At 72.8% G+C, this 22,568-nt stretch carries 21 protein-coding genes and 1 pseudogene; 14 read left to right on the forward strand and 8 right to left on the reverse strand.

The features are described from left to right. Nucleotides 1-16 precede the first annotated feature (16 nt). The 3 genes from AB0J72_RS31855 to AB0J72_RS31865 all read right to left on the reverse strand — a co-directional run bounded on the left by AB0J72_RS31855 (nt 17) and on the right by AB0J72_RS31865 (nt 3,634). The gene (locus tag AB0J72_RS31855) at nt 17-1,282 is read right to left on the reverse strand and encodes an extracellular solute-binding protein (protein ID WP_363405015.1); all 1,266 of its coding nucleotides are present in this window, start codon (nt 1,280-1,282) and stop codon (nt 17-19) included. A gap of 674 nt (nt 1,283-1,956) precedes the next feature. Then, nucleotides 1,957-3,033 carry a hypothetical protein gene (locus tag AB0J72_RS31860; RefSeq protein WP_363405017.1) on the reverse strand — a complete coding sequence of 359 codons (1,077 nt, stop codon included), beginning with the start codon at nt 3,031-3,033 and terminating at the stop codon, nt 1,957-1,959. Between the two features lie 154 nt (nt 3,034-3,187). Then, a complete protein-coding gene (locus tag AB0J72_RS31865) occupies nt 3,188-3,634 on the reverse strand; it encodes a DUF1772 domain-containing protein (RefSeq protein ID WP_363405019.1) in 447 nt (148 codons plus the stop codon). 90 nt (nt 3,635-3,724) lie between these two features. Here AB0J72_RS31865 and AB0J72_RS31870 point away from each other — a divergent pair, with 90 nt between their 5' ends. After that, nucleotides 3,725-4,303, forward strand: a complete 579-nt coding sequence (locus AB0J72_RS31870) for a TetR/AcrR family transcriptional regulator (RefSeq protein ID WP_363405021.1) — start codon at nt 3,725-3,727, stop codon at nt 4,301-4,303. 50 nt (nt 4,304-4,353) lie between these two features. Here AB0J72_RS31870 and AB0J72_RS31875 read toward each other — a convergent pair whose 3' ends face one another. Then, nucleotides 4,354-5,604, reverse strand: coding sequence for an amidohydrolase family protein (locus tag AB0J72_RS31875; protein ID WP_363405023.1), 1,251 nt, complete (start codon nt 5,602-5,604; stop codon nt 4,354-4,356). Here AB0J72_RS31875 and AB0J72_RS31880 point away from each other — a divergent pair. After that, complete coding sequence (locus AB0J72_RS31880; protein ID WP_363405025.1) at nt 5,603-5,776, forward strand: hypothetical protein; 174 nt, start codon at nt 5,603-5,605, stop codon at nt 5,774-5,776. The genes AB0J72_RS31875 and AB0J72_RS31880 overlap by 2 nt on opposite strands. 41 nt (nt 5,777-5,817) lie before the next feature. Here AB0J72_RS31880 and AB0J72_RS31885 read toward each other — a convergent pair. Further along, nucleotides 5,818-6,465, reverse strand: a pseudogene (locus AB0J72_RS31885) (NAD(P)-binding domain-containing protein); the annotation flags it as partial. A 108-nt stretch (nt 6,466-6,573) separates the two neighbouring features. Between AB0J72_RS31885 and AB0J72_RS31890 the strand changes: the two are divergent. Beyond that, nucleotides 6,574-7,008, forward strand: a complete 435-nt coding sequence (locus AB0J72_RS31890; RefSeq protein WP_363405027.1) for a helix-turn-helix domain-containing protein — start codon at nt 6,574-6,576, stop codon at nt 7,006-7,008. A 12-nt stretch (nt 7,009-7,020) separates the two neighbouring features. Here AB0J72_RS31890 and AB0J72_RS31895 read toward each other — a convergent pair whose 3' ends face one another. After that, complete coding sequence (locus tag AB0J72_RS31895; protein ID WP_363405029.1) at nt 7,021-7,374, reverse strand: hypothetical protein; 354 nt, start codon at nt 7,372-7,374, stop codon at nt 7,021-7,023. A gap of 181 nt (nt 7,375-7,555) precedes the next feature. Beyond that, nucleotides 7,556-8,170 (reverse strand): helix-turn-helix domain-containing protein, encoded by a 615-nt coding sequence (locus AB0J72_RS31900; RefSeq protein WP_363405031.1) that lies wholly within the window; start codon nt 8,168-8,170, stop codon nt 7,556-7,558. 190 nt (nt 8,171-8,360) lie between these two features. Between AB0J72_RS31900 and AB0J72_RS31905 the strand changes: the two genes are divergently transcribed. The 6 genes from AB0J72_RS31905 (at nt 8,361) to AB0J72_RS31930 (ending at nt 17,633) form a co-directional block, all read left to right on the forward strand. Further along, nucleotides 8,361-9,938, forward strand: a complete 1,578-nt coding sequence (locus AB0J72_RS31905; protein ID WP_363405033.1) for an amino acid permease — start codon at nt 8,361-8,363, stop codon at nt 9,936-9,938. Beyond that, a complete protein-coding gene (locus AB0J72_RS31910) occupies nt 9,935-10,732 on the forward strand; it encodes an urea amidolyase associated protein UAAP1 (RefSeq protein WP_363405035.1) in 798 nt (265 codons plus the stop codon). The genes AB0J72_RS31905 and AB0J72_RS31910 overlap by 4 nt, the downstream gene beginning before the upstream one ends. Continuing rightward, a complete protein-coding gene (locus AB0J72_RS31915; protein ID WP_363405037.1) occupies nt 10,729-11,367 on the forward strand; it encodes an urea amidolyase associated protein UAAP2 in 639 nt (212 codons plus the stop codon). Before AB0J72_RS31910 ends, AB0J72_RS31915 begins: the two co-directional genes overlap by 4 nt. 4 nt (nt 11,368-11,371) lie before the next feature. Beyond that, a complete protein-coding gene (locus AB0J72_RS31920) occupies nt 11,372-14,872 on the forward strand; it encodes a 5-oxoprolinase/urea amidolyase family protein (protein ID WP_363405039.1) in 3,501 nt (1,166 codons plus the stop codon). Further along, nucleotides 14,869-16,542 (forward strand): allophanate hydrolase, encoded by a 1,674-nt coding sequence (atzF, locus tag AB0J72_RS31925; protein WP_363405041.1) that lies wholly within the window; start codon nt 14,869-14,871, stop codon nt 16,540-16,542. Before AB0J72_RS31920 ends, atzF begins: the two co-directional genes overlap by 4 nt. A 386-nt stretch (nt 16,543-16,928) precedes the next feature. Then, nucleotides 16,929-17,633: an aquaporin gene (locus tag AB0J72_RS31930; protein WP_363405043.1), complete on the forward strand. Its 705-nt coding sequence runs from the start codon at nt 16,929-16,931 to the stop codon at nt 17,631-17,633. An 11-nt stretch (nt 17,634-17,644) separates the two neighbouring features. Here AB0J72_RS31930 and AB0J72_RS31935 read toward each other — a convergent pair whose 3' ends face one another. Then, on the reverse strand, nt 17,645-18,145 hold the full coding sequence (locus AB0J72_RS31935) for a MarR family transcriptional regulator (RefSeq protein WP_363405045.1): 501 nt from the start codon (nt 18,143-18,145) through the stop codon (nt 17,645-17,647). Between the two features lie 75 nt (nt 18,146-18,220). Here AB0J72_RS31935 and AB0J72_RS31940 point away from each other — a divergent pair, with 75 nt between their 5' ends. From AB0J72_RS31940 to AB0J72_RS31960, 5 genes are read left to right on the forward strand one after another with little or no spacing between them, the layout of a single operon-like run. Next, nucleotides 18,221-19,456, forward strand: a complete 1,236-nt coding sequence (locus AB0J72_RS31940) for an MFS transporter (RefSeq protein WP_363405047.1) — start codon at nt 18,221-18,223, stop codon at nt 19,454-19,456. Between the two features lie 45 nt (nt 19,457-19,501). Next, nucleotides 19,502-20,035 (forward strand): RNA polymerase sigma factor, encoded by a 534-nt coding sequence (locus AB0J72_RS31945; RefSeq protein WP_363405049.1) that lies wholly within the window; start codon nt 19,502-19,504, stop codon nt 20,033-20,035. Then, on the forward strand, nt 20,032-20,721 hold the full coding sequence (locus AB0J72_RS31950) for a hypothetical protein (RefSeq protein ID WP_363405051.1): 690 nt from the start codon (nt 20,032-20,034) through the stop codon (nt 20,719-20,721). The genes AB0J72_RS31945 and AB0J72_RS31950 overlap by 4 nt, the downstream gene beginning before the upstream one ends. Further along, a complete protein-coding gene (locus tag AB0J72_RS31955; protein WP_363405053.1) occupies nt 20,718-21,494 on the forward strand; it encodes an ATP-binding cassette domain-containing protein in 777 nt (258 codons plus the stop codon). The genes AB0J72_RS31950 and AB0J72_RS31955 overlap by 4 nt, the downstream gene beginning before the upstream one ends. Beyond that, entirely contained in the window at nt 21,491-22,483 is a 993-nt protein-coding gene (locus AB0J72_RS31960; protein WP_363405055.1) for a hypothetical protein, read from the forward strand. The genes AB0J72_RS31955 and AB0J72_RS31960 overlap by 4 nt, the downstream gene beginning before the upstream one ends. Nucleotides 22,484-22,568 lie beyond the last annotated feature (85 nt).

The following is a 22,568-nucleotide window of genomic DNA, read 5'->3' on the forward strand; positions in this document are numbered from 1 at the left end:
GGCTCGTCGTTCCTTTCTACGGCTCGGTGGCATTCGCGACGTCCTTGAGGACCTGGCGCCACGACTGTTCGGGTCGCTGCTTGCCCTTGTCGACCCGGTTGATCCCGAGGCCGATCAGCGGGCCGATGTCGCCGTCCTTCGGGCCCTGGTACTGCGGCCGCAGGGTGCTCGCCGATTCGGTGAAGATCCGGCCGGTGGGCGCGTCGTTGAAGAACGCGTTGGTGTTGCCGAGCACGGCCGGGTCGTCGTAGAGCGCGGCCTGGCTGGGCAGGTGACCCTGGGTGCGGAAGATCCAGCTCGCCTGCTCGGGTGCCGTCAGGAACCTGGCGAGCTCGGCCGCCTCTTTCCGGTGCTTGCTCTGCTTCGGCACGGTCAGGAACGAGCCACCCCAGTTGCCGCTGCCGCCGGGGATCTTGGCGATGTCCCACTTGCCGCTGGTCTGCGGCGCGTTCTGCTTGATGGTGTCGGTCATCCACGCCGGGCAGGCCACGGTGGCGAACGATCCCCGCTGGAACCCGGCGTTCCACTGCTGACTGAACGTCGCCAGCTTCGCCGACTGGCCCGCCTGCACGGCCTCGACCGCGAGGTCGAACGCCTTCTTGACGGCCGGATTGTCCGACACCACCACCTCGTTGTCGGCGTTGGTGTAGCCGACCGGAGCCTGGTTGATGATGGCGTTGAAGACGTTGGAACCGGAGTCGAACCAGGCGACGCCGTCGGGCGCGTTCGCCTTGAACCGCTTGCCGGTCGCGATGTACGACTGCCAGTCCGGCCACAGCGCGGCCACCTCGTCGCGGTCGGTCGGCAGACCGGCCTGCGCGAACAGGTCGCGGCGGTAGCACATCGCCAGGCCGCCGACGTCCGCTCCCAGCCCCATCAGGCTGCCGTCGGGGCCGGTCGCCTGCTGCGACTTCCACGCCAGCCACTGGCCCGGGTCGGCGCCGTAGTCCCGGAAGTCGACGAACTTGTCGGACATGACCTTGAACTGCGAGATGTAGCCGCCGTCGATGGCCTCGACGTCGCCGGTTCCCGATCCGCCCAGCAGGTGCGCCTGCAGGTTCTTGTGGTGGTCGTCGTACGAGACGATGTGCTCGACGATCTTGACCCCGGGATGGCTCTGCTCGTACTTGGTGTACAGGTCGCGGTAGCCCATGTCGCCGAAGATCTCGACCACGAGCTCCGTCTGGCCCGGCTTGACCGAACCGCACGCGCCGACCGAGGCGACGAGCGCCAAGCAGCCCAGCATCAGCGCGGTCAACGCTGCGGGCCTGCGGGTACGCATCGGATCTCCTTCAGGTGTTCGGACTGCTGGCAGGATCGGACGCGAGGAACGCAGGCGGTAGCGCCGCACGACGAGTGCGTCATCGAATCCGGAATCGGCCGAGGGGCCGTCGCCGGCCCGGTCGACCCGGGCACGGGCGCGAGGCCGCGGCGGAGGCGCTAGCAGGACGACGGCTTCGTGCAATGCGGTCACTGCGCAGTGCACCCGGCCTTCGCGGCGGCGGTCGATGCCGGCCGCAGCGAACTGCACGGGAGCGGCACCAACTGCCGGAAACCATAGCCCGCTCGCTTTACCACTGTAAAGACCGAATTAAGGAAAACTTTAGGTTTGTCCGCTTCGCAACTATTGCGCATTCAAGCGCAGGCGCCGGCACGGACCTGCTCGAATACTTCCCCGGCAGTTGCGCTCCACCCCTGCGGACACCCACACGCCTCACGACGAGTGGCCGACCAGCACGGACCGGTGCAGCCAGCCACAGGTACGCCGACGCTTTCATCGAGTCGGGCCAGGTCGCAGAGCGCGACGCGGGCACCGTGGCCGCCGTCGCCGCCGGTGTCCTCGCGCTCGGGGCCAACCACGTCGCCGCGGTCGGTGACCACCTCGCCGCGTACGGATCCGGTCGCCCACTGACGGAACCGGCCGAGTCGGCGAAGCAACTCCGCCGACTTGACGGACTAAGGAACGGTGTAGCCGTCCGCTGGCGCCGGGTCGTCCGCGGGCCGTGGATCGGCCGCCGTCCAGGACTGCCAACCCTGGTGCAGGGGGCGGCCGGCCGGTCGCAGGAACCGCTCGCTGCGCGGGTCGGCCAGCCCGGCGAACCCGCCGAGGGTCGCCGCGATGCCGGCCACGACGGTCACGAGCATCAGCGTGCCGATCAGCTCGAGGTCGCTGTCCAGGAAGTCCATGCGCAGGCCGTTGGCGGTGATGTGGGTGGCCCAGTACAGGGACAACACCTGCAGGAGCAGCAGCGGCACCCCGGCGATCCGGGCGGTGTCCGCCCCGTCCGGCCGGCCGCGCCCGGCGACCCACGCCGCGAAGCACGCGCTGGCGGCCGTGACTGCGATCGCGGCGGTGCCGGCCAGGGAGATGAGACCGAAAGCGCTGGTGAGGTCCGCCAGGTCGCCGTCCACGAGGTCGTCGCCGACGATGAAGACATGCCCGGCAAGACTGAGCCCGCCGCCCACCGCGAACCGTGACACGGCCGCCCGCAACGGTGCCGGCGGTCCGGTCCAGCCCGCCTGCCCGATGCCCGCCCGCTCGGCGCCGGTCGCCGCGAACGCCCGGCGGGCGGCCGGGCCGCCGAGGCTGACCGCCGCCCCGGCCAGCGCGATCATGGCCACCAGCACGCCGAGCACATCGGCCCACGTGGGTGGGTTGATCAGCGCGTCGACATCCCACCTGTCCAGCAGACGCACGCAATCGGCGTACTGCACCAGGGTCACGACGGACCCGACGCCGCACAGCCACACCAGCGCGGCGCGCCCGGCGTCCCGCCCCGCCAGCACCAGCCCCGCGCCCACGAGCAGTCCCGCCACCAGCAGGGTCGCCGGCAGCATGGCCCCGAGCGTGTCGGCGGTGAGGATGTCCTCGAGCACGTCGGGGGGAAGGGAGCGGCCGAGGTCCTGGACCACCTGGACGTGGGCGTCCCGGACGCCGATGTAGGTGCCGTAAAGCAGGACCGCCAGGCCGAGGACGGCGAGCCCCACCGCGGTCAGCCCGAGGGCGACCGGGGTGCGCGATGTCGGGGACACCCGCGCACCGTACAACCCGCGAGGGTGCGGCCGCCGCCTGCGGTGATCAGCACCGTGCGGACCGTCAGACGGTGGCGGGCGTTTCTGGGGTTGCCCCGACCACACGGGTCTCGCGCATCATCAGCAGGCCGTTTGACCACCATCGGTGTCGCGGTCAGGCGAGCGCGGTGACCAGCAGGGTGAAGGCGGCGATGATGACGGCGACGCGGACGTAGTGGTAGCGGTTCCACTGCTGCAGCTGCTGCTTCCAGTCGGCGGGCCGGTTCTCGGGGGTCCAGGTCTTGTTCCGGTTGTTGATCGGGACGAGCAGCAGGATGGACATGACCACGCTGACGATCAGCAGGCCGGCGGCGGTGACGACGAGTCCGGCGCCGTGGTCCTGCCACCGGGCCACGGCCCAGACGGCACTGAGCAGGACCGAGCCGATGTACCAGAACGGCATCAGGGCGCCGAGCATCCGGCCGCCGTGGGCGTGACCGAGCTGGCCGGCGTCCCCGGGAAGCGCGTCCAGAATCCGGCCCATGATGAAGGCGACGGCGAACTCCACCCCCACCATCAGTCCGACGATGACGACGGTGACGACCGTAAGTGCGTTGAGCATGACTGACCCTCCGAAATCTAGCACTGCTAGCTGATGGAGCAACGCTAGCAGTGCCACTGCTCGATTGTCTAGCAGTGCTAGGATCAGGTCATGTCGACGCAGGAACGCAAACAGCGCGAGCAGGCGGTCCGCGAGCGCCTCATCGTGGCGACCGCCCGCGAACTCGCCGAGCAGCAGGGCTGGGACGCGGTCACCACCCGCCGGCTCGCCGAGCGCATCGAATACAGCCAGCCCGTGCTGTACAGCCACTTCCGCGGCAAACGGGAGATCATCGGCGCCGTCGCCCTGCAAGGCGCCACCGAGATGGCCGCGGCGATGCGGGCCGCGACCTCCGCCGAGAACGACCCGCGCGCCCGGGTCACCGCCTTGGCCCGCGCCTACCTCGACTTCGCCGCGCACCATCCCGCGGTCTACGACGCCCTGTTCCAGCTCGACGGCGGCCTGACCTACGCGCAGGAGGACACCCCCGAACCCCTGAAGGACGCCTTCGCCGCGCTGATGGAGAGCCTGAGCGAGGTCGCCGGGGACGGCGTCGACCCGGGGCTGTTCACCGAGGTGTTCTGGGCTTCCCTGCACGGCCTGGCGACCCTGACCCGGGCGGGCCGCCTGTTACCCGAGTACGCCGAGCTGAGGGTGCAACTGCTGGTGGACCGGCTCGCCGTGATCTGACACACCATCGGCGGCCGGCGCGACGAGGACGAGGCGCTCGTCGGCCTTGTTCAGTCGATCGTGAGCTGGGTAGGGGTGCCGCGCCGCCAGACCGTACGCAGGTTCAGCGTGTCACCGATCCGGGTGGTGGGGTCGCCGTCGACGAGGAGCAGGTCCGCGCGCAGGCCGGCGGCGATGCGCCCGCGGTCGTCGAGTCCGAAGCGGCGGGCGGGTGTGGATGTCGCGGCGCGTAGCGCCTCGAGCGGGGTGAGGCCGGCCCGGACCAGGTGCTGCAGCTCGTGGTGGACGCTCGCACCGTGTGCCACTCCGGCCGTGAAGGGCAGCGGGAACGGGACGGCGTCGGTTCCGACAAGGATGTCGACGCCGGCGTCGTGCAGTGCCTTGACCGAGTGCAACACGTCCTCCAGCCTGCCCTGCGGATACCGGTTGTAGCTGCCGCGGAGGAGGTCCGTCCAGGTCTCGCCGAGGCGGGCGGCGACGCGGGGATCGTCGGCCAGCGCTGATGCGGTGATGCCCATCATGGACGCGTCCAGTACGACGCACGGGACGACGAACACGCCGGCAGTGGCGATCCGTTCGACGACGTCGTCGGTGTGTGGCTGGTCCATGAACAGGTGGGCGAGACCGTGGATGCCGGCGTCGACCGCCATCCGGGTCGCGTCGACCGTGAGCGCGTGCGCGAGGGTGAGCATGCCGTGCCGGCGCGCCTCGGCCACGCCGGCGTTGAGGGTGGCCTGGTCGAGCATCGGCAGTCCGGGGTGGCCTTCCACGGAACCGTCGTCGACCATGAACTTGATGTAGTCCGAGCCGGCCGCGATCAGCTGAGGAATGAAGCCGGCCGCTTCCTCCGGTGTGGTGGCGAACGGCATCAACGGCGCCGGCCCGTCGTGTCCACCGTGCTGGTCATCGCCGCCGGGTCCAGGGCCGAAGTCGAAGTCGTCCGGGAGCAGTTCGCTGGGGTGACCGCCGGGCGGGGTGATGCCGAAGCCCGCGGAGCGCACGTCCGCGAGGGTGTCGTCGCCGACGATGTGCGACCGGTGGGGCCGCGTGTTCATGCCCTGCATCTCGAGCTCGGTCGTGACGCCGAACCGCAGCGCCAGGGCGAGCGCTTCATCGGAGCTGTGGGTGTGCGCGTCGATCAGGCCCGGCAGCAGCGTCGCCCCGGACGCGTCGACGATCTCTGCCGCGGCCGGCGGTTCCCCGCCCACCGCGGCGATCCGGGTGCCGTCGATGACGACCGTTGCCGATCCGAGCACCTTCTCACCGTCGAACACCCGCGCGTTCGTGATGGCGGTAACCATGCCGTACCTCGTCTCCTGGACTGTTCGAGCAGCTGGCTCACAACGTGCCGAGCCGAAGAACCTCACCCGCAACCTGGTCCTCAACTGGCCGAAAGCCGAGCGGCTGGAGTTCGCCCGCCTCCTCACAAAGTACGCCGAAGCGACGTCCCGCCTCCCCGAACCGCCCGGCTGAGCCCGGGCCCGCGCCTGCTGGATCCGCCGTGCTCGACGACCTCAGCGAGGCGGCGCCTCTGCTGGGAGGGGGAACGCGGTGCGCGGCTGCTGGCCTGCCCACCACAGCCCGATCGCAAGCGCCGCTGCCGCCTCCAGGTAGGCCGCTCGTGCCAGCCCGCCGCACGGCGCTGGCGTGCAGCCGATCGAGCTGATCAGGGTCTCCGTCGCTGCGGCTGCCTCGGCGTGGTCCGCGCAGTAGGGCACGGCCAGTGGTACGCCCTCGAAGGTCGGCGGACGCAGCGTCCAGATGCTGACGTGGCAGAGGTTGAACACCTTGACCACGTGCGCGTCGGGCGCGGCGCCCGCGAGTTGCCGCGCCACAGACGTGCCACCGGTGTCGAGCATCAGCCCGTCGCCGGTCGGCACGAGGGAGTTGGTGCAGTCCATGACCGTCCGACCGGCGAGGCTCCCGGCAAGGCTGCCCACCAGTTGCGGCGCCTCTGCCGCCGGAACCGCGACGAGGACGGCATCGCCGTGGCCCGCCGCGTCCACGAGGCTGCCATGCCCGGCGGCGCCGATGCGTCTGGCGGTCTGCTCCGCCCGCCCCTGACTCCGGCCACCGATCACCACGTCGTGTCCGGCCACAGTCCATGCGCCGCCGAGTGCCGCCGCCATACCGCCCGTGCCGAGTATGCCGATCTTCATCCATCTGCTCCGTTTCCCGCTCCGCGGCTGCGCGGTTCAGGCAGCCGTGCAGGACGATAGGCAGGCCGATGCACACCGTATGGTGTGCAATACATCGGGCAGGATGGGCTCATGGGTGATCCCGCTGACCAGCTCGACGACTACACCTCCGACTGCCGGGCCCGGGTGGCATTCGAGGTGCTCGCCAACCGCTGGGACAGCGTCGTGGTCTTCACCATCGCCGCGTACGGTCCGATGCGTCCGGCGGCACTCCTCACCCGGATCGGCGGGATCAGCCCCAAGGTACTCAACGACGCGTTGCGCCGGCTGGAGTACAACGGCCTGATGGAGCGCCGGCCGTACCCGGAAGTGCCACCCCGTGTGGACTACGCGCTCACCGAAGCGGGCAACGCGCTGCTGGAGCCGATGCAGGCAATGGGTGCCTGGGCCACGCGGTACGCCGATGCGGTCCTTGACGCTCAGGAGCGGTTCGAGGTACGGGAGGCGTCCACCCGACCCGGAGCCGCTCGGCGTCGCCGCATCTCACTCCCCGGCAGCGCCGAGTAGCAGCGCATCGGGCTATGGAACAAGGAGCGCTGGGATCGCGTCGTTCTGCAGCGCGGCGGCGTCGAGCACGACGTCGTATGCCGCCCCCGGAAGCTCGGTGACGAACCGCTCGGCGCCCGGTCGCGGCGGCGAACCCGTCGACCTGGGAGCCGGCCTCGATGACCATCCCGGTGAGGTCCGAGCCCAGTCCGGTGCCGCCAGGCAGGCCGAACACGGCCCGGCCGCGCTCGGTCGCCAGAACACGTCGATCGGGTTGACGGCCGCCGCGCTGATGCGGATGCGCAGGTCCGCGGGGCCGAGCGGGGCGAGCTCGACGTCGGTGAGCACCGGCGTACCGGCTCCGGCACTGGTGATGAGTGCACGCACTGGTTCCTCCTGGAGAGTCAACTCAAGGAGTGGGCAGAGCTGCACATGCCCGAGGTCGACGTGGCCCGGGCCGCGTACGACGCAGACCACCCGGCGACTCGGACGCCCGCTCCATAGCCGCGGGTCTCAAGGGCGGCAACGGGAGCCGGCGCACGCATCGCGGCCGCTCGGGCGTCGCACCTCACGGTGAACGAGGGGTGGCGAGGCGCAGGGCCGCCGCGGCCACCGACTGGCCGAGCTCGTCCGGCGGGGGCAGGACCGGCAGGTCGCGGCGCATGCCGATGACGCTCTCCACCATGCCGAAGACCAGGTCGCCGGTCACGTCCGCCGTGGAGGTGCCCGCGACGGCGGCGACCAGGCGGCGGTACGCGGACCTGAGCTGCTCGCGTTCGGCGCGGAAGCGGGTGAACGGTTCGGTCGCGATCTCCGGCAGGGCGTACAGGATGCCGACGTTCCATCGCGCGCCGAGCAGGATCCCGACGTCGTACCGGACGAGCGCCTGCAGGGCTTCGGCGGGGCTCAGCGCCTGCTGGGCGAGTTCCTCGGCGTAGGTGAGCGACGGGCGGACGGTGGATTCGAGCAGCTCGGCGAGGATCTGTTCCTTGGTGCTGAAGTGGTAGTACAGCGACGCCTGCCGCACCCCGACCATCTCGGCGATCATGCGGGTCGAGGTGGCGGCGTACCCGCGTTCGGAGAAGAGCTCGGCCGCGGCGTCGAGGATCTCCTCACGGGCGGTGCCGGCCGGCAGGCGCCGGGCTCCGGAGCGGGGACGGCCGACGGAAGGTGCGGAGCTCACGCTCGCATCGTCGCACGCAATCCGGGTCCGGGGCGATGTGAGCGGGACGTAACCGCAACGAGACGTCCGGCAATCGAACGTTTACGACGGAGAAACGCCTGTCGATCTCACGTCGCGAAATCTGTCACTCGACAGGTATTCGGGCGGCGGGACCCCCTGACCCGCTGCCGCCTGCGTCGAGGAGGCGGTCTTGTCCACTACCCCCACCCTGGCGACACCGCCGGCGAGCGACCGAGCCGACGCCGCGGATCTCCGTGGCTTCGGCTACCGGCCCGAGCTGCGCCGCAGCATCGGCAGCTACGCGTCGTTCGCCGCCGGGTTCTCGTTCGTCTCGATCCTCACGACGGTCTTCCAGCTCTTCGCCTTCGGGTTCTCCTTCGGCGGCCCCGCGTTCTTCTGGACCTGGCCGCTGGTCTTCGCCGGCCAGTTCATGGTGGCGCTCAACTTCGCCGAGCTCGCCGCCCGCTACCCGCTCTCCGGCTGCATCTACCAGTGGTCGCGGCGGCTGTCGAACGCCACGGTCGGCTGGTTCGCCGGATGGGTCATGATCGTCGCGCAGATCGTGACGGTCGCCGCGGCCGCGATCGCCCTGCAGGTCGTGCTCCCCCAGATCTGGTCCGGGTTCCAGCTCGTCGGCGGCGATCCCGCGCTCAGCTCGACCAGCGGCGCCACCAACGCCGTCGTCCTCGGCTCGATCCTGATCGCGTTGACCACGCTGGTGAACGTCATCGGCGTGCGGCTCATGGCGATCGTCAACAGCGCCGGCGTGACCCTGGAGATCATCGGTGTGGCGGCCGTCGTGATCCTGCTGCTGTTCAACATCGAGCGCGGGCCGGGCGTGGTCTTCGACACCGGCGGGATGGGCAGCGGCCTGTCCTACGTCGGGCCGTTCCTAGTGTCGGCGCTGATGGCGGCGTACGTCGTGGTCGGCTTCGACAGTGCCGGCGAGCTCAGCGAGGAGACCCGCGACCCGCGGCACATCGCGCCACGCACGATCCTGCGGGCGCTCGCCGCCTCCGGCATCGGCGGTGGCCTGATGCTGCTGGTCGCGCTGATGTCCGCGCCGAGCCTGACCGACGGCCGGCTGGCCACCGAGGGTCTGCCGTACGTGCTGACGAGCCGCCTCGGTGAGACCGGCGGACGGATCCTGCTGATCGACGTGGCGATCGCGGTCGCGGTCTGCACCCTGGCGATCCAGACCGCCGGCAGCCGGATGATCTTCTCGATGGCGCGTGACGGCGTCCTGCCGTTCTCCGGCGCGCTCAGCAAGGTCAACCCGCGCACCGGGACCCCGGCGTGGCCGGCGATCGTCGTCGGTGTCGGCGCGGCCTCGGTCCTGCTGGTCAACATCGGCCAGGCCGCGCTGTTCACCGCCCTGACCAGCGTCTGCATCGTCATGCTGTACATCGCCTACGCCCTGGTGACGATCCCGCTGCTGATCCGGCGCAGCAAGGGCTGGCCGGCCAACGAGGAGGCCGCCGCCACGGAGCGCGGCGGCAAGCTGTTCTCCCTCGGGAAGTTCGGCATCGTCGTCAACGCCCTCGCCGTCGTGTACGGCATCGGCATGATCCTGAACCTCGGCTGGCCCCGGCAGGAGGTGTACGACCCAGCCGGCGAGCACTGGTACCTGCACTACTTCTCGCTGCTGTTCGTCGGCGCCGCCCTGCTCGCCGGGGTCGCGGCGTTCCTGCGCCACCGCACCCGGGTCGCCGCCCTGCGCCCGGCGCCGGTGTTCACCGCGCCCGTCGTCGCGGGAGAGACGGCATGAGCACCGCAACTACGGCCGGGGCGCGGGCGCACGCCCGCGCCCAGGGCGGCACCGTCGTGGAGTGCATGCCGACCGTCCCGGCCGGTGAGGGCCGCAGCTGGGCCGAGACGGTCCCGGGCGGCGGCTACGCCGGCAGGCGGCTCTCCCGCGGCACCACGCTGCAGCTGACCGACCTGTACGGCGACGCCTGCGTGTCGGTGCTGCTGTTCAACGCCGACGAACCGTGGGAGCGCCTCAACGTCGCCGACACGGTCAAGGTCCTGTGGCAGGCGTACGTCGGCGAAGGCCACCTGCTGCTGTCGGACCAGGGGCGGGTCCTGGCCTCGGTGACGGCCGGCGCCCCGGACCGTTCGGACACCTTCTGCGGCACCTCGACGCTCGCGAGCAACACCCACCGCTACGGCGGCGGCGCGCCGCACACCGCGACACCGGCCGGCCGGGAGCTGTTCGTCCTGGCCGCCGCCAAGCACGGCCTGACCCGCCGGGACCTGCCGCCGAGCATCTCGTTCTTCCAGGGGGTCCGCGTCGGCGACGACGGGACGTTCACCTGGCTCGGGTCGGCCGGGCCCGGGGCGACGGTCGAGCTGCGGGCGGAGCTGCCGCTGATCGTGCTGCTGGCCAACGTGCCGCACCCGCTCGACCCGCGGGAGGCGTACACCTGCACACCCGTCCGCGTGCAGGCCCGGCCCGGCGCACCCACCGCGCCCGCGGACGCGCTGTGGTCGCGGTCGCCGGAGGGCGAGCGCGCGCTGCTCAACACCGCGGACTACCTGACCGCCCGGGGGATCGGATGACCACCACCGCAGCACCGGCGCTGGCCGCCGGCCGGATCGTGCTGGACGAGACCGTCGCGGCCCGCGCGCCCTGGTCGGCGGTCGTGCGCCGCGGCCAGGTCCTGACCATCGTGGACCTGCACGGCAACCAGGCCGTCGACTGCCTGCTCTACAACGCCGGCGACACGGCCGAACGCTATTCGGCGCCGGACACGATCGCCGCGCAGGGCGGCATCTTCCTGACCACCGGGAGCGTGCTGCGCTCCAACGAGGGCCGGGCGCTGATGACCGTCGTCGGCGACGAGGTCGGCCGGCACGACACCGTCGGCGGCGCCTGCAGCCGGGAGTCGAACACCCTGCGCTACGGGCAGCACACCAAGCACCAGCACGCCTGCGTGGAGAACTTCCTCATCGAGGGCGGCCGGTGGGGGCTCGGCAAGCGGGACCTGGTCAGCAACATCAACTGGTACATGAACGTGCCGGTCGACCCGGACGGCAGTCTCGGCATCGTCGACGGCATCTCGGCACCCGGCCTGCGGGTCGCGGTGCGCGCCGAGATGGACGTGCTGGTGCTGGTGTCGAACTGCCCGCAGATCAACAACCCGTGCAACGGCTTCGACCCGACGCCGGTCCGCATGATCGTCACCGAGGAGTAGCCGCGTGTTCGACACGCTTCTGGTCGCCAACCGCGGCGAGATCGCCTGCCGCATCATCCGCACCGCCGCCCGGCTCGGCCTCAAGACGGTCGCGGTCTTCTCCGACCCCGACCGCGGCGCCCCGCACGTACGGCTGGCCGACCAGGCGGTGCGGCTCGGCCCGGCCCCGGCCCGGCAGAGCTACCTGCTGGTGGACCGCGTGCTCGACGCGGCGCTGTCCAGCGGCGCCGGTGCGGTGCACCCCGGCTACGGGTTCCTCTCCGAGGACGCGGGCTTCGCCACCGCCGTGGAAGCGGCCGGGCTCGCCTTCGTCGGGCCGACACCCGCCCAGCTCACCGCGTTCGGCGCCAAGCACACCGCGCGCGAGCTGGCCCGCGCGGCCGGCGTACCGATGATCGAGGGCACCGGCCTGCTGAGCGGTCTCGACGAGGCCCTCGCCGCCGCAGACCGGATCGGCTACCCGGTGATGGTCAAGGCGACCGGCGGCGGTGGCGGCATCGGCATGCAGGCGTGCCACACGCCGGCCGAGCTCACCGCCGCCTACGACCGGGTGGAACGCCTCGCCCTGGCCAGCTTCGGCAGCGGCGGCGTCTTCCTGGAACGCTTCGTGCAGCGCGCCCGCCACGTCGAGGTGCAGGTCTTCGGCGACGGCCGCGGCCGCGTCGTCGCGCTCGGCGACCGCGACTGCAGCCTGCAACGCCGCAACCAGAAGGTGATCGAGGAGGCGCCCGCGCCCGGCCTGTCCGGTGCGGTCCGCGAGCGGCTGCACACCTCGGCGGCGGCGCTGTGCGCGTCGGTGAGCTACCGGTCGGCGGGCACCGTCGAGTTCGTCTACGACGCCGAACGGGAGCAGGCGTCCTTCCTCGAGGTCAACGCGCGCCTGCAGGTCGAGCACCCGGTCACCGAGGAGGTCCTCGGCGTCGACCTGGTGGAGTGGATGCTGCGCCTGGCCCAGGGCGACGACGACGTCCTGGACACCCCGCGCCGGGGCGGTGCCGGCGCCGCCGTCGAGGCCCGCGTCTACGCCGAGGACCCCACCCGGGAGCACCAGCCCAGCGCCGGCCTCGTCACCGACGTCGCGTTCCCGGCGGGCGTACGGGTCGACGGCTGGGTCGAGGCCGGCACCGAGGTCAGCACGGCGTACGACCCGATGCTCGCCAAGGTCATCGTGACCGGGGCGACCCGCGACGAGGCGTTCGCCAACCTCCGCGACGCCCTGGCCGCCACCCGCGTCGACGGCATCGAGACGAACCTCGGCCTGCTGCGGGCAGCGGCCGGCAACGGCGACGTGCTCGCCGCCCGGCACTCGACGGCGACCCTCGCCGGCGTGCACGACGCGGAGCCGCGCATCGTCGTGGAGCGGGCCGGCACGCTGACGGCCGTGCAGGACTGGCCCGGCCGCACCGGGCTGTGGGAGGTCGGCGTGCCGCCGTCGGGGCCGATGGACGACCTGTCGTTCCGGCTCGGCAACACGGCGCTCGGCAACCCCGAGGGCGCACCTGGGCTGGAGTGCACCGTCGACGGGCCGGCGCTGCGGTTCACCGCCGACACCACGATCTGCGTCACCGGCGCCGCGATGCCGGTCAGCCTCGACGGCGTCCCGGTGCCCCAGTGGGAGCCGGTACGGGTGCCCGCCGGCTCGGTCCTCGACGTGGGCCGGGCGACCGAGGGCGGGCTGCGGGCCTACGTGCTGTTCGCCGGCGGGCTCGCCGTCCCGCAGTACCTCGGCAGCGCGGCGACGTTCACGCTCGGGCAGTTCGGCGGGCACGGCGGCCGGACCCTGCGCCTGGGCGACGTCCTGCGCACCGCACCGCCGGCCGCCGCGACCGCGACCGCCGTCGCCGTCCCGGCGGCGCAGCGACCGGTGATCGGCCGTGACTGGCAGATCAAGGTGACCGAAGGGCCGCACGCGGCGCCCGAGTTCTTCACCCGCGAGGACATCGACGCGTTCTACGCCGCGCGGTGGCAGGTGCACTTCAACTCCGCGCGCACCGGCGTCCGGCTGGTCGGCCCGAAGCCGCGGTGGGCGCGCACCGACGGCGGCGAGGCGGGCCTGCACCCGTCGAACATCCACGACACCCCGTACTCGGTCGGCGCCGTCGACTTCACCGGCGACGTGCCGATCCTGCTCGGCCCGGACGGTCCCAGCCTCGGCGGGTTCGTCTGCCCGGCCACCGTCGTCACCGCCGAGCGGTGGAAGCTCGGCCAGCTCGCCCCCGGCGACACCGTGCGGTTCGTGCCCGTGTCCGACCTCGACTTCACGCCGCTGGTGCAACCGGTCGACGACGGCATCCTGGCCCGCGACGACGACGTCACCTACCGGCGGTCCGGCGACGACAACCTGCTCATCGAGTACGGCCCGATGACCCTCGACCTCGGCCTGCGGCTGCGCGCCCACGCCCTGATGGACCGGCTGCGCGCCGAGGGCCTCGACGGCGTCGTCGACCTCACCCCCGGCATCCGCTCGCTGCAGGTCCACGCCGACCCCGCCCGCCTGCCGGTGCGCAAGCTCCTCGGCCTGGTCCGCGCGCTGCAGGCCGACCTGCCCGCCACCCGCGACCTGGCCGTGCCCAGCCGGACCGTGCACCTGCCGCTGTCCTGGGACGACCCGGCCACCCGCGAGGCCATCGCCCGCTACATCAACGGTGTCCGCGACGACGCCCCGTGGTGCCCGTGGAACATCGAGTTCATCCGCCGGGTCAACGGCCTGGCGTCCGTCGACGACGTCCACCGCACCGTCTACGACGCCAGCTACCTCGTCCTCGGCCTCGGCGACGTCTACCTCGGCGCACCGGTCGCGACCCCGCTCGACCCGCGGCACCGGCTCGTCACCACGAAGTACAACCCGGCCCGGACCTGGACCCCGGAGAACGCCGTCGGCATCGGCGGCGCCTACCTGTGCATCTACGGCATGGAAGGCCCCGGCGGCTACCAGTTCGTCGGCCGTACCGTGCAGGTCTGGTCCCGCTGGCGGCGGGAGGCCGGCGACCCGTGGCTGCTGCGCCACTTCGACCGCATCCAGTGGTACCCGGTCGGCGCCGAGGAACTGCTCGACCTGCGCGCCGACGTCGCCGCCGGGCGGCACCGGCTGCGCATCGACGACGGCACGTTCCGCCTCGCCGACCACGAGGCCTTCCTGGCCGACAACGCCGCCTCGATCGCCGCCTTCCGGGCGACGCAGGCCGCCGCGTTCAGCGCCGAACGCGACGCCTGGGCGGCGGCGGGCGAGTTCGACCCCCGCCCGGAACCGCCCGCGCCGCCCGCCGCCGGTGCGGTGTCCGTGCCGGACGGCGGCACACTGGTGGAGGCGCCGTTCGTCGCCAGCGTGTGGCGCGTCGACGTGCGCCCCGGCGACCGGGTCACGGCCGGGCAGCCGCTGCTCGCCCTGGAAGCGATGAAACTGGAGAGCGTCGTCACCGCGCCGCGGGACGGCACCGTCACCGACATCCTCGTCACCCCCGGAGCCCAGGTCGCTCCGGGCAGCCCACTGGTGGTGCTCGCATGAAACCGACCGACCGCGTCCGCGCCGCCTACTCGCGCCTCGCCCTCGGCGAACGCCCCGAAGCATGGATCACCCTGCGACCCGAACGCGACGTGCTCGCCGACGCCGCCGCCGTCGAGGCCCGGCTCGCCGCCGGCGAGCACCTGCCGCTGGCCGGGCGCCTCGTCGCGGTCAAGGACAACGTCGACGTCGCGGGCCTGCCCACCACGGCGGGCTGCCCCGCCTACGCCTACCGGCCCGGACGCAGCGCCCCCGCCGTGCAGCGCCTCGTCGACGCCGGCGCGCTGATCCTCGGCAAGACCAACCTCGACCAGTTCGCCACCGGCCTGGTCGGCACGCGCAGCCCGTACGGCGCGGTCCGCGACGTCCGCGACCCCGACCGCGTCGCCGGCGGGTCCAGCTCCGGCTCCGCCGTGGCCGTCGCGCTCGGCATCGCCGACCTGGCCGTCGGCACCGACACCGCCGGCTCCGGCCGCGTGCCCGCCGCGTTCCAGGGCATCGTCGGCGTCAAGCCGACACCGGGACTCGTCCCCACCGACGGGGTGGTGCCGGCCTGCCGCAGCTTCGACTGCGTCACCATCTTCGCCCGTACCGTCGCCGAAGGAACACACGCCATCGCCCTCATGAGCGACCCGGTCCTCCCCGCGGACGCACCGCTCGCGGCGCCGCCGCACCCGATCGTCGCCGTGCCCGACCGCGACGACCTGACCGGCCTGTCACCGGCGTGGCTCGACGCGTTCGAACAGGCCACGAAGACCCTGGAGACCCACGGCGCCCGGCTGCGGCCGATCCGGCTCGCGCCGTTCCTCGCCGCGGCGAAACTGCTCTACAACGGGGCGTTCGTCGCCGAACGGTACGCCGCCGTCGGCGCCTTCATCGACGAGCACCCCGACGACATCGACCCGACCGTCCGGGCCATCATCGGCGCCGCCCGCGACATCCCCGCCCACCACCTCGTCGCCGACACCGAACGGCTCGCGCACCTGCGCCGCGAGGCCATGACCGCATGGGGCGACGCGGACGCCCTCCTGCTGCCGACCAGCCCGATCCACCCGACGATCGCCGAGGTCACCGCCGACCCGATCGGAGTCAACGCCACCGTCGGCACCTACACCAACTTCTGCAACCTGTTCGGCCTCAGCGCCGTCGCCGTGCCCGCCGGCGAGGCCGGCGGCACCAACTTCGGCGTCCAGGTCGTCGCCCGCGGCTTCGCCGACGCGGTCGCCGCCGACCTCGCCGCGCTGCTGGCCGGCGAGGCTCCGACGGGCGCGCACCAGCGGGGCCTGCCGATGATGGTGGTCGGCGCGCACCTGACCGGGCAGCCGCTCAACCACCAGCTCACCGAGGCGGGCGGTCGCCTGCTCCGCCAGGTCCGCACCGCACCGCAGTACCGGCTGCACTGCCTGACCACCGAGCCACCGAAACCGGGGCTGGTCCGCGTCACCGACGGCGGCGCCGCCGTCGAGGGCGAGCTGTGGGAGCTGCCACCGGCCGCGGTCGGCCCGTTCCTGGCCGCGCTGCCCTCCCCCATGGTGCTGGGCAAGGTACATCTCGACGACGGCTCGACCGTCACCGGTTTCCTGTGCGAAGCCGTCGCCGTCGCCGACGCCCCCGACATCACCGCCCACGGCGGCTGGCGCGCCTACCTGGCCTCCCCGCAGCAGCACCGATGAACGTGCCCGGCCTGTCCTTCTCACCACGAGCCGCCGCACCGTGAGCTGCCGCGGCGGCTCGTCACGTGAGCCGCCGCGGCCGTTCCCCGGTTCGGCCGCGAATCGGTCCTCGAGGCGCTCCAGGCCGCCCCAGAGGCGCACTGTTCAATCGGTGGCTGCGTTGTACCTGCGGCGGCTCAGCTACCCGGCGTTGCGGGTGCAGGTTGCCAGCGAGCGGATCGCCGAGGAGATGAGAGCCGATGACGAAGTCGTCCGCTTCAGTATTTCGTCAGCGCTGGCTGGCCTACCTGAGGCCGGCGGGGGCAGGGAGGTCAGCACGCTCCGACTGCCTGCCTGTCTGGGTCGCGGCACCGGAGCGAGACCCGTCTGTGCCGAGGAGGGCTGTCATGCACAAGCACGCCGCCTACATCACGGAGATCATCGGGACGTTCTTCCTGGTGTTCACGGTCGGCACCAGCGTGTTGACCGGGACGCCGCTCGCTCCGCTGGCCATCGGCGCGGTGCTCATGGTCATGGTCTACGCGGGTGGGCACGTCTCCGGTGGGCACTACAACCCGTCGGTGACCACCGGTGTCCTCGTCCGGCGCAAGCTGGCGCTGCCCGACGCGATCGCCTACTGGGCCGCGCAGGTCGTCGCGGCGGTGGTCGGTGCCGTCGTGACCCGGTGGGTGGTGAACCCGCGCAACGTCGCTTCACTGCAGCTGTCCGGCCGGGAGCTGTTCACGGCGCTGCTGGTCGAAGTGCTGTTCACCTTCGCGCTGGTGTACGTCATGCTCAACGTGGCCACGAGCAAGACGAACCCGAACAACTCCTTCTACGGCCTGGCGATCGGCTTCACCGTCGCCGCGGGCGCCATCGCCGTCGGCCGGATCTCCGGTGCCGCGTTCAACCCGGCGGTCACCGTCGGCGTCTGGCTGATGGGCCTGCTCACGTGGTACACGGCCGTGCTCTACATCGTCGCCCAGCTGCTCGCCGGCGCCGTGGCCGGCGCCGTGTTCCTCGCCCTCAACCCCGACGAGCTGCCGGCCAGGCCCGTGCCGGAGGAGGAGCTCACGACGGCCCCGGCGGCCGAGCACCGGGCCGAACCGTAGGCGCAGAGTCGCTACTGGGTCTCCGTCGCGGTGGTGAGCTTCTTCAGCAGGCGGTTGAGGGTGGCGAGCTCGCGCTCGGAGAGGGCGCCGAGGAGCTCCTCCTCGGCGCGGCCGCGGAGCATCATCGCGCGGCGCCAGATGGCGACGCCGGCGGTGGTGGCCTCGATGTCGACGCTGCGGCGGTCGGTGGGGCTGGGGGTCCGCTTGATGTAGCCGGCCTTCTCCAGGGTGTCGAGGCGGCCGGTCATGCCGGCCGGGGAGACGCCCAGGTCGTCGGCGAGCGCGCGCGGCGAGGCGTGGCCGGGGGTGTCTCGGACCATCAGGTGGTGCAGCGTCTCGTACTCGAACTGCTGCAGCCCCACCTCCGCCGCGGCGGTCTGGCTGGTGTCGCGGAAGTGGCGGGAGATCCGGGCCAGGCGCACGGTGGCGGCCTCGATCGCGTCGTCGAACGGGATGTCGATCCAGTGGTCGCGCCAGCGGGCGACGTGGCGGTCGGCGAAGTCCTGCCCCATCCCGGCATCCTAGCATTCATTCGCTGGCGAACAGTTCGTTGACAAATAATTCGCCAGCGAAATACCGTCGGGGACATGCTGGACGTCCTCGACAGGCAGGCGAAGAACCCGACGAGACCGTGGGAGTCGGTGCCGTTCCGGTGGCTGCTCACCGGGCGGACGCTGATCGGGCTCGGGTCGGCGATCACCCCCGTGGCGATGGCCCTGGCGGTGCTGCACCTCGGCGGGTCGGCCACCGAGCTGGGCCTGGTCGTGGCGGCGTACGCGCTGGTCGACGTGGTCACCACCCTGTTCGCCGGGGTCCTCGGCGACCGGTTCTCCCGCGCGCTGCTCATGCGGGTCGCCGCCACGCTCTCGTGCCTGTCGCAGGCCGTCGTCGCGGTGAGCCTGGCGACCGGCGCGGCGACCGTGCCGATGCTGGCCGTCATGAGCGCCCTCAACGGCGGCCTCGCCGCGGTCGCCGGCCCGAGCTCCCGCGCCGTCGTCCCGCAGACCGTGCCCGCCGCGGCGCTGCCGACCGCCGTGTCGGTGCTGCGCCTGTCGCAGAACACGGCGATGATCCTCGGCTTCAGCCTCGCCGGCCTGCTCGTCGGGCTGTTCGGGCCGGGCTGGGCGATCGCCGTGGACGCCGCGACGTTCGCCGCCGCCGCGGCCTGCTTCACCGCCATGCGGGTGACGGGGCAGGACAAGGCCCCAGCCCGTTCGATGCTCGACGACCTGGCCGGCGGCGCCCGTGAGGTGCTCCGGCACACGTGGCTGTGGATGCTGCTGGTCCAGGCGCTGATCTACCACCTGGTCTACGGCGGCGTGCAGGGCGTCCTCGGGCCGGTCCTGATGACCCACCGGTTCGGCGACACCGCCTGGGGCTGGGCCCTCGCCGCGCTGATGGCCGGCTTCATGGTCGGCGGGGTCGTCACCCTGCGGTACCGGCCGCGCCGCATGCTGCTCGCCGGCACCGCGTTCCTCGCGCTGACCGCCTGCTTCCCCCTCGCCATGGCGCTGCCGGTGCCGCTGCCGGTGGTGATGGCGGGCGCGTTCCTGCACGGGCTCGGCCTCGAGGTGTTCAGCGTGAACTGGGACCTGGCCATCCAGCAGCACGTCGCCCCCGACAAGCTCGCCAGGGTGTTCGCCTTCGACCAGGTCGGCTCGTTCGTGATGCGCCCGCTCGGCCTCGCCCTCACCGGGCCCGTAGCGGCCGCCGCCGGCGAACGCGCGTGGCTGCTGGTCGCGTCGGCCGTCATGACCGTCACCGTGCTCCTGTCGTTGGCGCCGTCGTCGGTACGACACCTGCGACGGCAAACGGAAAACTGAGAGCATCGGCGAACCAGACGCCGCCGCGGCGCAACAGAGTGGGTGATGGACGACGATGCGCTGATCGCCGCGATGGCCGGCGGCGACGACACCGCGCTGCGGGTGCTGTTCTCACGGCACGCGCCGTGGCTGGCCGCCCGGCTGCGCGCGGCGCTGCCGGCCGCCGACGTCGAGGACGTGCTGCAGGAGACGTTCCTCGGCGCGTGGCGCGGCGCCGGGAGCTACCGGCGGGAGGGCGCGGGCGGCTGGCTGTGGGGCATCGCCCGGCGGCAGGCCGCCCTGTGGCTGCGCAGACGCGGCCGCCCGGAGACGGTCCTCGCCACAGTCGAGGAGCAGGTCGGGGAGCTGCCCGACCCCATCGACGCGGCGCTGTCCAGGGTCGAGCTGGCCGGGGCCGTCGAGACCCTCGGACCTGAGGGCAGCCCGCAGCGCGAGACGTGGCGGCTGATGTACGAGGAGGACCGCACCGTGGCCGAGGTGGCCGAGCTGATGGGTGTCCCGGCGGGCACCGTGAAGAGCCGCGCGCACCAGATCCGCCGGCTGCTGCGGGCCGCGCTGCAGGGCGGAGGTGCACAGTGACTGAGCCTGACGACGTCGACCTGGGTCGCGTCTGGGTCGGTGTGGCCGCGCAGGTGTGGCGGCGACGGCCGGGCCCCGTGGAGCGGCTCGCCGGGCGGCTGCTGCGCTCGGCGGGGCTGGCGCGGGCCCTCGTCACCACGCCGTCGCTGCTGCTCGGCTGGGTGATCGCCACGGTCGTCGTGCTCGCCGCCGGGGTCCTGGCGACGCGCGGGACCGGGACGCCGTACGTCGCCCTGTGCGCACCCGCGGTCGCCGCCGCCGGCATCGCCTACGCGTACGGGCCGGGCATCGACCCCGCGTGGGAGCTGTCGTGCAGCATGGCGGTCAGCGATCGGCTCGTGCTGCTGGTCCGGGCCCTCGCCGTCTTCGGGCTCAACGCGCTGCTCGGCCTCGGCGCGTCGGTCGCGTCCGGCACGGCCACGGCGGTCACGTTCGGCTGGCTGGTCCCGATGACCGCGGTCTGCGCCCTCGCCCTCGCCGCCGCGACCCTCGCCCGCTCGGCGAACGCCGGCGTGGCGGCGGGCGTCGCCGGCTGGGTCATCACGGTCCTGTCGGGGCGGGTCGCCGCCGGGCGGATGACGGCCGCGGTCACCGAGGCCGCGCTGGTCGTCCCGTACCTGACGGTCGCCGCCTGCTGCGCGGCCGTCGCGCTCTTCGCCACCCGGCTCACGAGAGAGGCGTCATGAACGTCGAGATCACGGACCTGACCCGGCGGCTGGGCCGCACCCAGGCGGTCGCCGGGGTGACGCTGACCGCCGGCCCCGGCGTGGTCGGGCTGCTCGGCCCGAACGGCGCCGGCAAGACCTCCCTGCTGCGGATGCTCGCCACGGTACTGCCGCCGTCGTCGGGCCGGATCCGGCTGCTCGGCCTGGACCCCGGCGACCACCGGGAGCGCCGGCGGATCCGGCGGCGGCTCGGCTACCTGCCCCAGCACCTCGGCTACTACCCGGGGTTCACGGTCGTGGAGTTCGTCGAGTACTTCGCGCTGCTGAAGGAGATGCCGGCCGCCGCCGTGCCACGCGCGGTGGCCGCCGCCGTCGAACGGGTCGGCCTGGGCGGGCAGGCCCGCGCGAAGCTGCGGACCCTCTCCGGCGGGATGCTGCGCCGGGTCGGCATCGCGCAGGCGATCGTCAACGAGCCCGACCTGATCCTGCTCGACGAGCCCACCGCGGGCCTCGACCCGGAGCAGCGGGTCGCGTTCCGAGCGCTGCTGCGCGACCTCGGCGGGACCGGCACCGTCGTCGTGAGCACGCACCTGGTCGAGGACGTCGGCGCCGCCTGCACCGACGTGGCGCTGCTGCGGCAGGGGAAGCTGGTCTTCCGGGGCACCCCCGGCGAGCTGACCGCGCGGGGCGAGGGCACCGACGCCGCCGGCGACGCCCCGCTCGAACGCGGCTACAGCGCCGTCCTCGCCGCTGCCGCGCAGGCGGGCACCGACACCGCGCAGGCACGGCCGTGACCGCCCGGCTGCTGCGGCTGGAGCTGCGCCGCAACGCGATGGTGTGGATGCTGCCGCTGCTCGGCCTGCTGTTCTGGCTCGTCGCGTTCCGGCGCGGCGTCGCGTACCCGCCGCTGTGGAACATCCGCGCGACGAGCATGCAGACCGCCGCCGTGTCGGTGTTCGCGCCGAGCGTCGTCGGGGTCGCGGCGTGGATCGGGTCGCGGGAGGGCCGCCACGGCATGACCGGCCTGCTGACCTCGACCGCCCGGCCGCGGTGGGCCCGGCAGGTCGTCGCCTGGGCCGCCACCACCTGCTGGGCGCTGCTGGCCTACCTGGTGTGTGTCGGCGTCCTGTACGGCGTGACCGCCGCGCAGGGCGCGTGGGGCGGGCCGCTGTGGTGGCCCGCGGTCGTCGGCGCCGCCAGCCTGCCGGCGTTCGCCGCGGCCGGGTTCGCCGCCGGCGCGCTGCGCCCGAGCCGGCTGACCGCGCCCGTCGCCGCCGTCGGCGTGTTCCTCGCGCTGCAGCTCACCGTCCAGCTCATCCACGGCGACCGCTCGCACTGGCAGATCTCGCCGCTGGTCGCGAACCCCTGGAACCTCGGCGCCGACCAGGGGGTGGCGACGTTCTACCGGTACCTGCCCGACCTGCCGATCGCCCAGCTGCTGTTCCTCGCCGGGTGCACCGCGGCGCTGCTCGGCGTCCTGGGCCTGCCGGCCGGGTCCGGCGGGCCGTGGCTGCGCCGGTCCGCCGCCGCCGTCGCCGCGGCCGGGCTCCTCGCCGCCGGGTCGGCCGCCGCCCTGGCCGGCACCGCGCGGATCGACCCGCACGGGATGGTCGCCATCCCCGTCCTGCACCGCGCCGCCGACGACCGGCCGGTGCCCTACACCCCGATCTGCGAGGGCACGCCGGTCCCGGTGTGCCTGCATCCGGCGTACGCGGTGTACCTGCCGGCCGCGGTGGATGCGCTCGCGCCGGTGCTCGGCGCGGTGGCGGGGCATCGGTACTGACTGCCGGATTCTTGATGTGGGTTGTGGTGCCGGTCGAGTTACTCGGGCGATCGCCGCTCGGGCCGGCAACATCATCGGTGTCGAC

Origin of the sequence: Dactylosporangium sp. NPDC049742 (genome assembly GCF_040674675.1) — a bacterium.
Taxonomy (GTDB): Bacteria; Actinomycetota; Actinomycetes; order Mycobacteriales; family Micromonosporaceae; genus Dactylosporangium; species Dactylosporangium maewongense.

What these genes read in the sequence shown, in the direction of transcription:
- AB0J72_RS31855 (WP_363405015.1), bottom strand. Translation starts at nt 1,282, where the DNA reads ATGCGTACCCGCAGGCCCGCAGCGTTGACCGCGCTGATGCTGGGCTGC.
- AB0J72_RS31935 (WP_363405045.1), bottom strand. Translation starts at nt 18,145, where the DNA reads ATGGGGCAGGACTTCGCCGACCGCCACGTCGCCCGCTGGCGCGACCAC.
- AB0J72_RS31930 (WP_363405043.1), top strand. Translation starts at nt 16,929, where the DNA reads ATGCACAAGCACGCCGCCTACATCACGGAGATCATCGGGACGTTCTTC.
- AB0J72_RS31955 (WP_363405053.1), top strand. Translation starts at nt 20,718, where the DNA reads ATGAACGTCGAGATCACGGACCTGACCCGGCGGCTGGGCCGCACCCAG.
- AB0J72_RS31910 (WP_363405035.1), top strand. Translation starts at nt 9,935, where the DNA reads ATGAGCACCGCAACTACGGCCGGGGCGCGGGCGCACGCCCGCGCCCAG.
- AB0J72_RS31865 (WP_363405019.1), bottom strand. Translation starts at nt 3,634, where the DNA reads ATGCTCAACGCACTTACGGTCGTCACCGTCGTCATCGTCGGACTGATG.
- AB0J72_RS31945 (WP_363405049.1), top strand. Translation starts at nt 19,502, where the DNA reads ATGGACGACGATGCGCTGATCGCCGCGATGGCCGGCGGCGACGACACC.
- AB0J72_RS31890 (WP_363405027.1), top strand. Translation starts at nt 6,574, where the DNA reads ATGGGTGATCCCGCTGACCAGCTCGACGACTACACCTCCGACTGCCGG.
- AB0J72_RS31870 (WP_363405021.1), top strand. Translation starts at nt 3,725, where the DNA reads ATGTCGACGCAGGAACGCAAACAGCGCGAGCAGGCGGTCCGCGAGCGC.
- AB0J72_RS31875 (WP_363405023.1), bottom strand. Translation starts at nt 5,604, where the DNA reads ATGGTTACCGCCATCACGAACGCGCGGGTGTTCGACGGTGAGAAGGTG.
- AB0J72_RS31880 (WP_363405025.1), top strand. Translation starts at nt 5,603, where the DNA reads ATGCCGTACCTCGTCTCCTGGACTGTTCGAGCAGCTGGCTCACAACGT.
- AB0J72_RS31940 (WP_363405047.1), top strand. Translation starts at nt 18,221, where the DNA reads ATGCTGGACGTCCTCGACAGGCAGGCGAAGAACCCGACGAGACCGTGG.
- AB0J72_RS31915 (WP_363405037.1), top strand. Translation starts at nt 10,729, where the DNA reads ATGACCACCACCGCAGCACCGGCGCTGGCCGCCGGCCGGATCGTGCTG.
- atzF (WP_363405041.1), top strand. Translation starts at nt 14,869, where the DNA reads ATGAAACCGACCGACCGCGTCCGCGCCGCCTACTCGCGCCTCGCCCTC.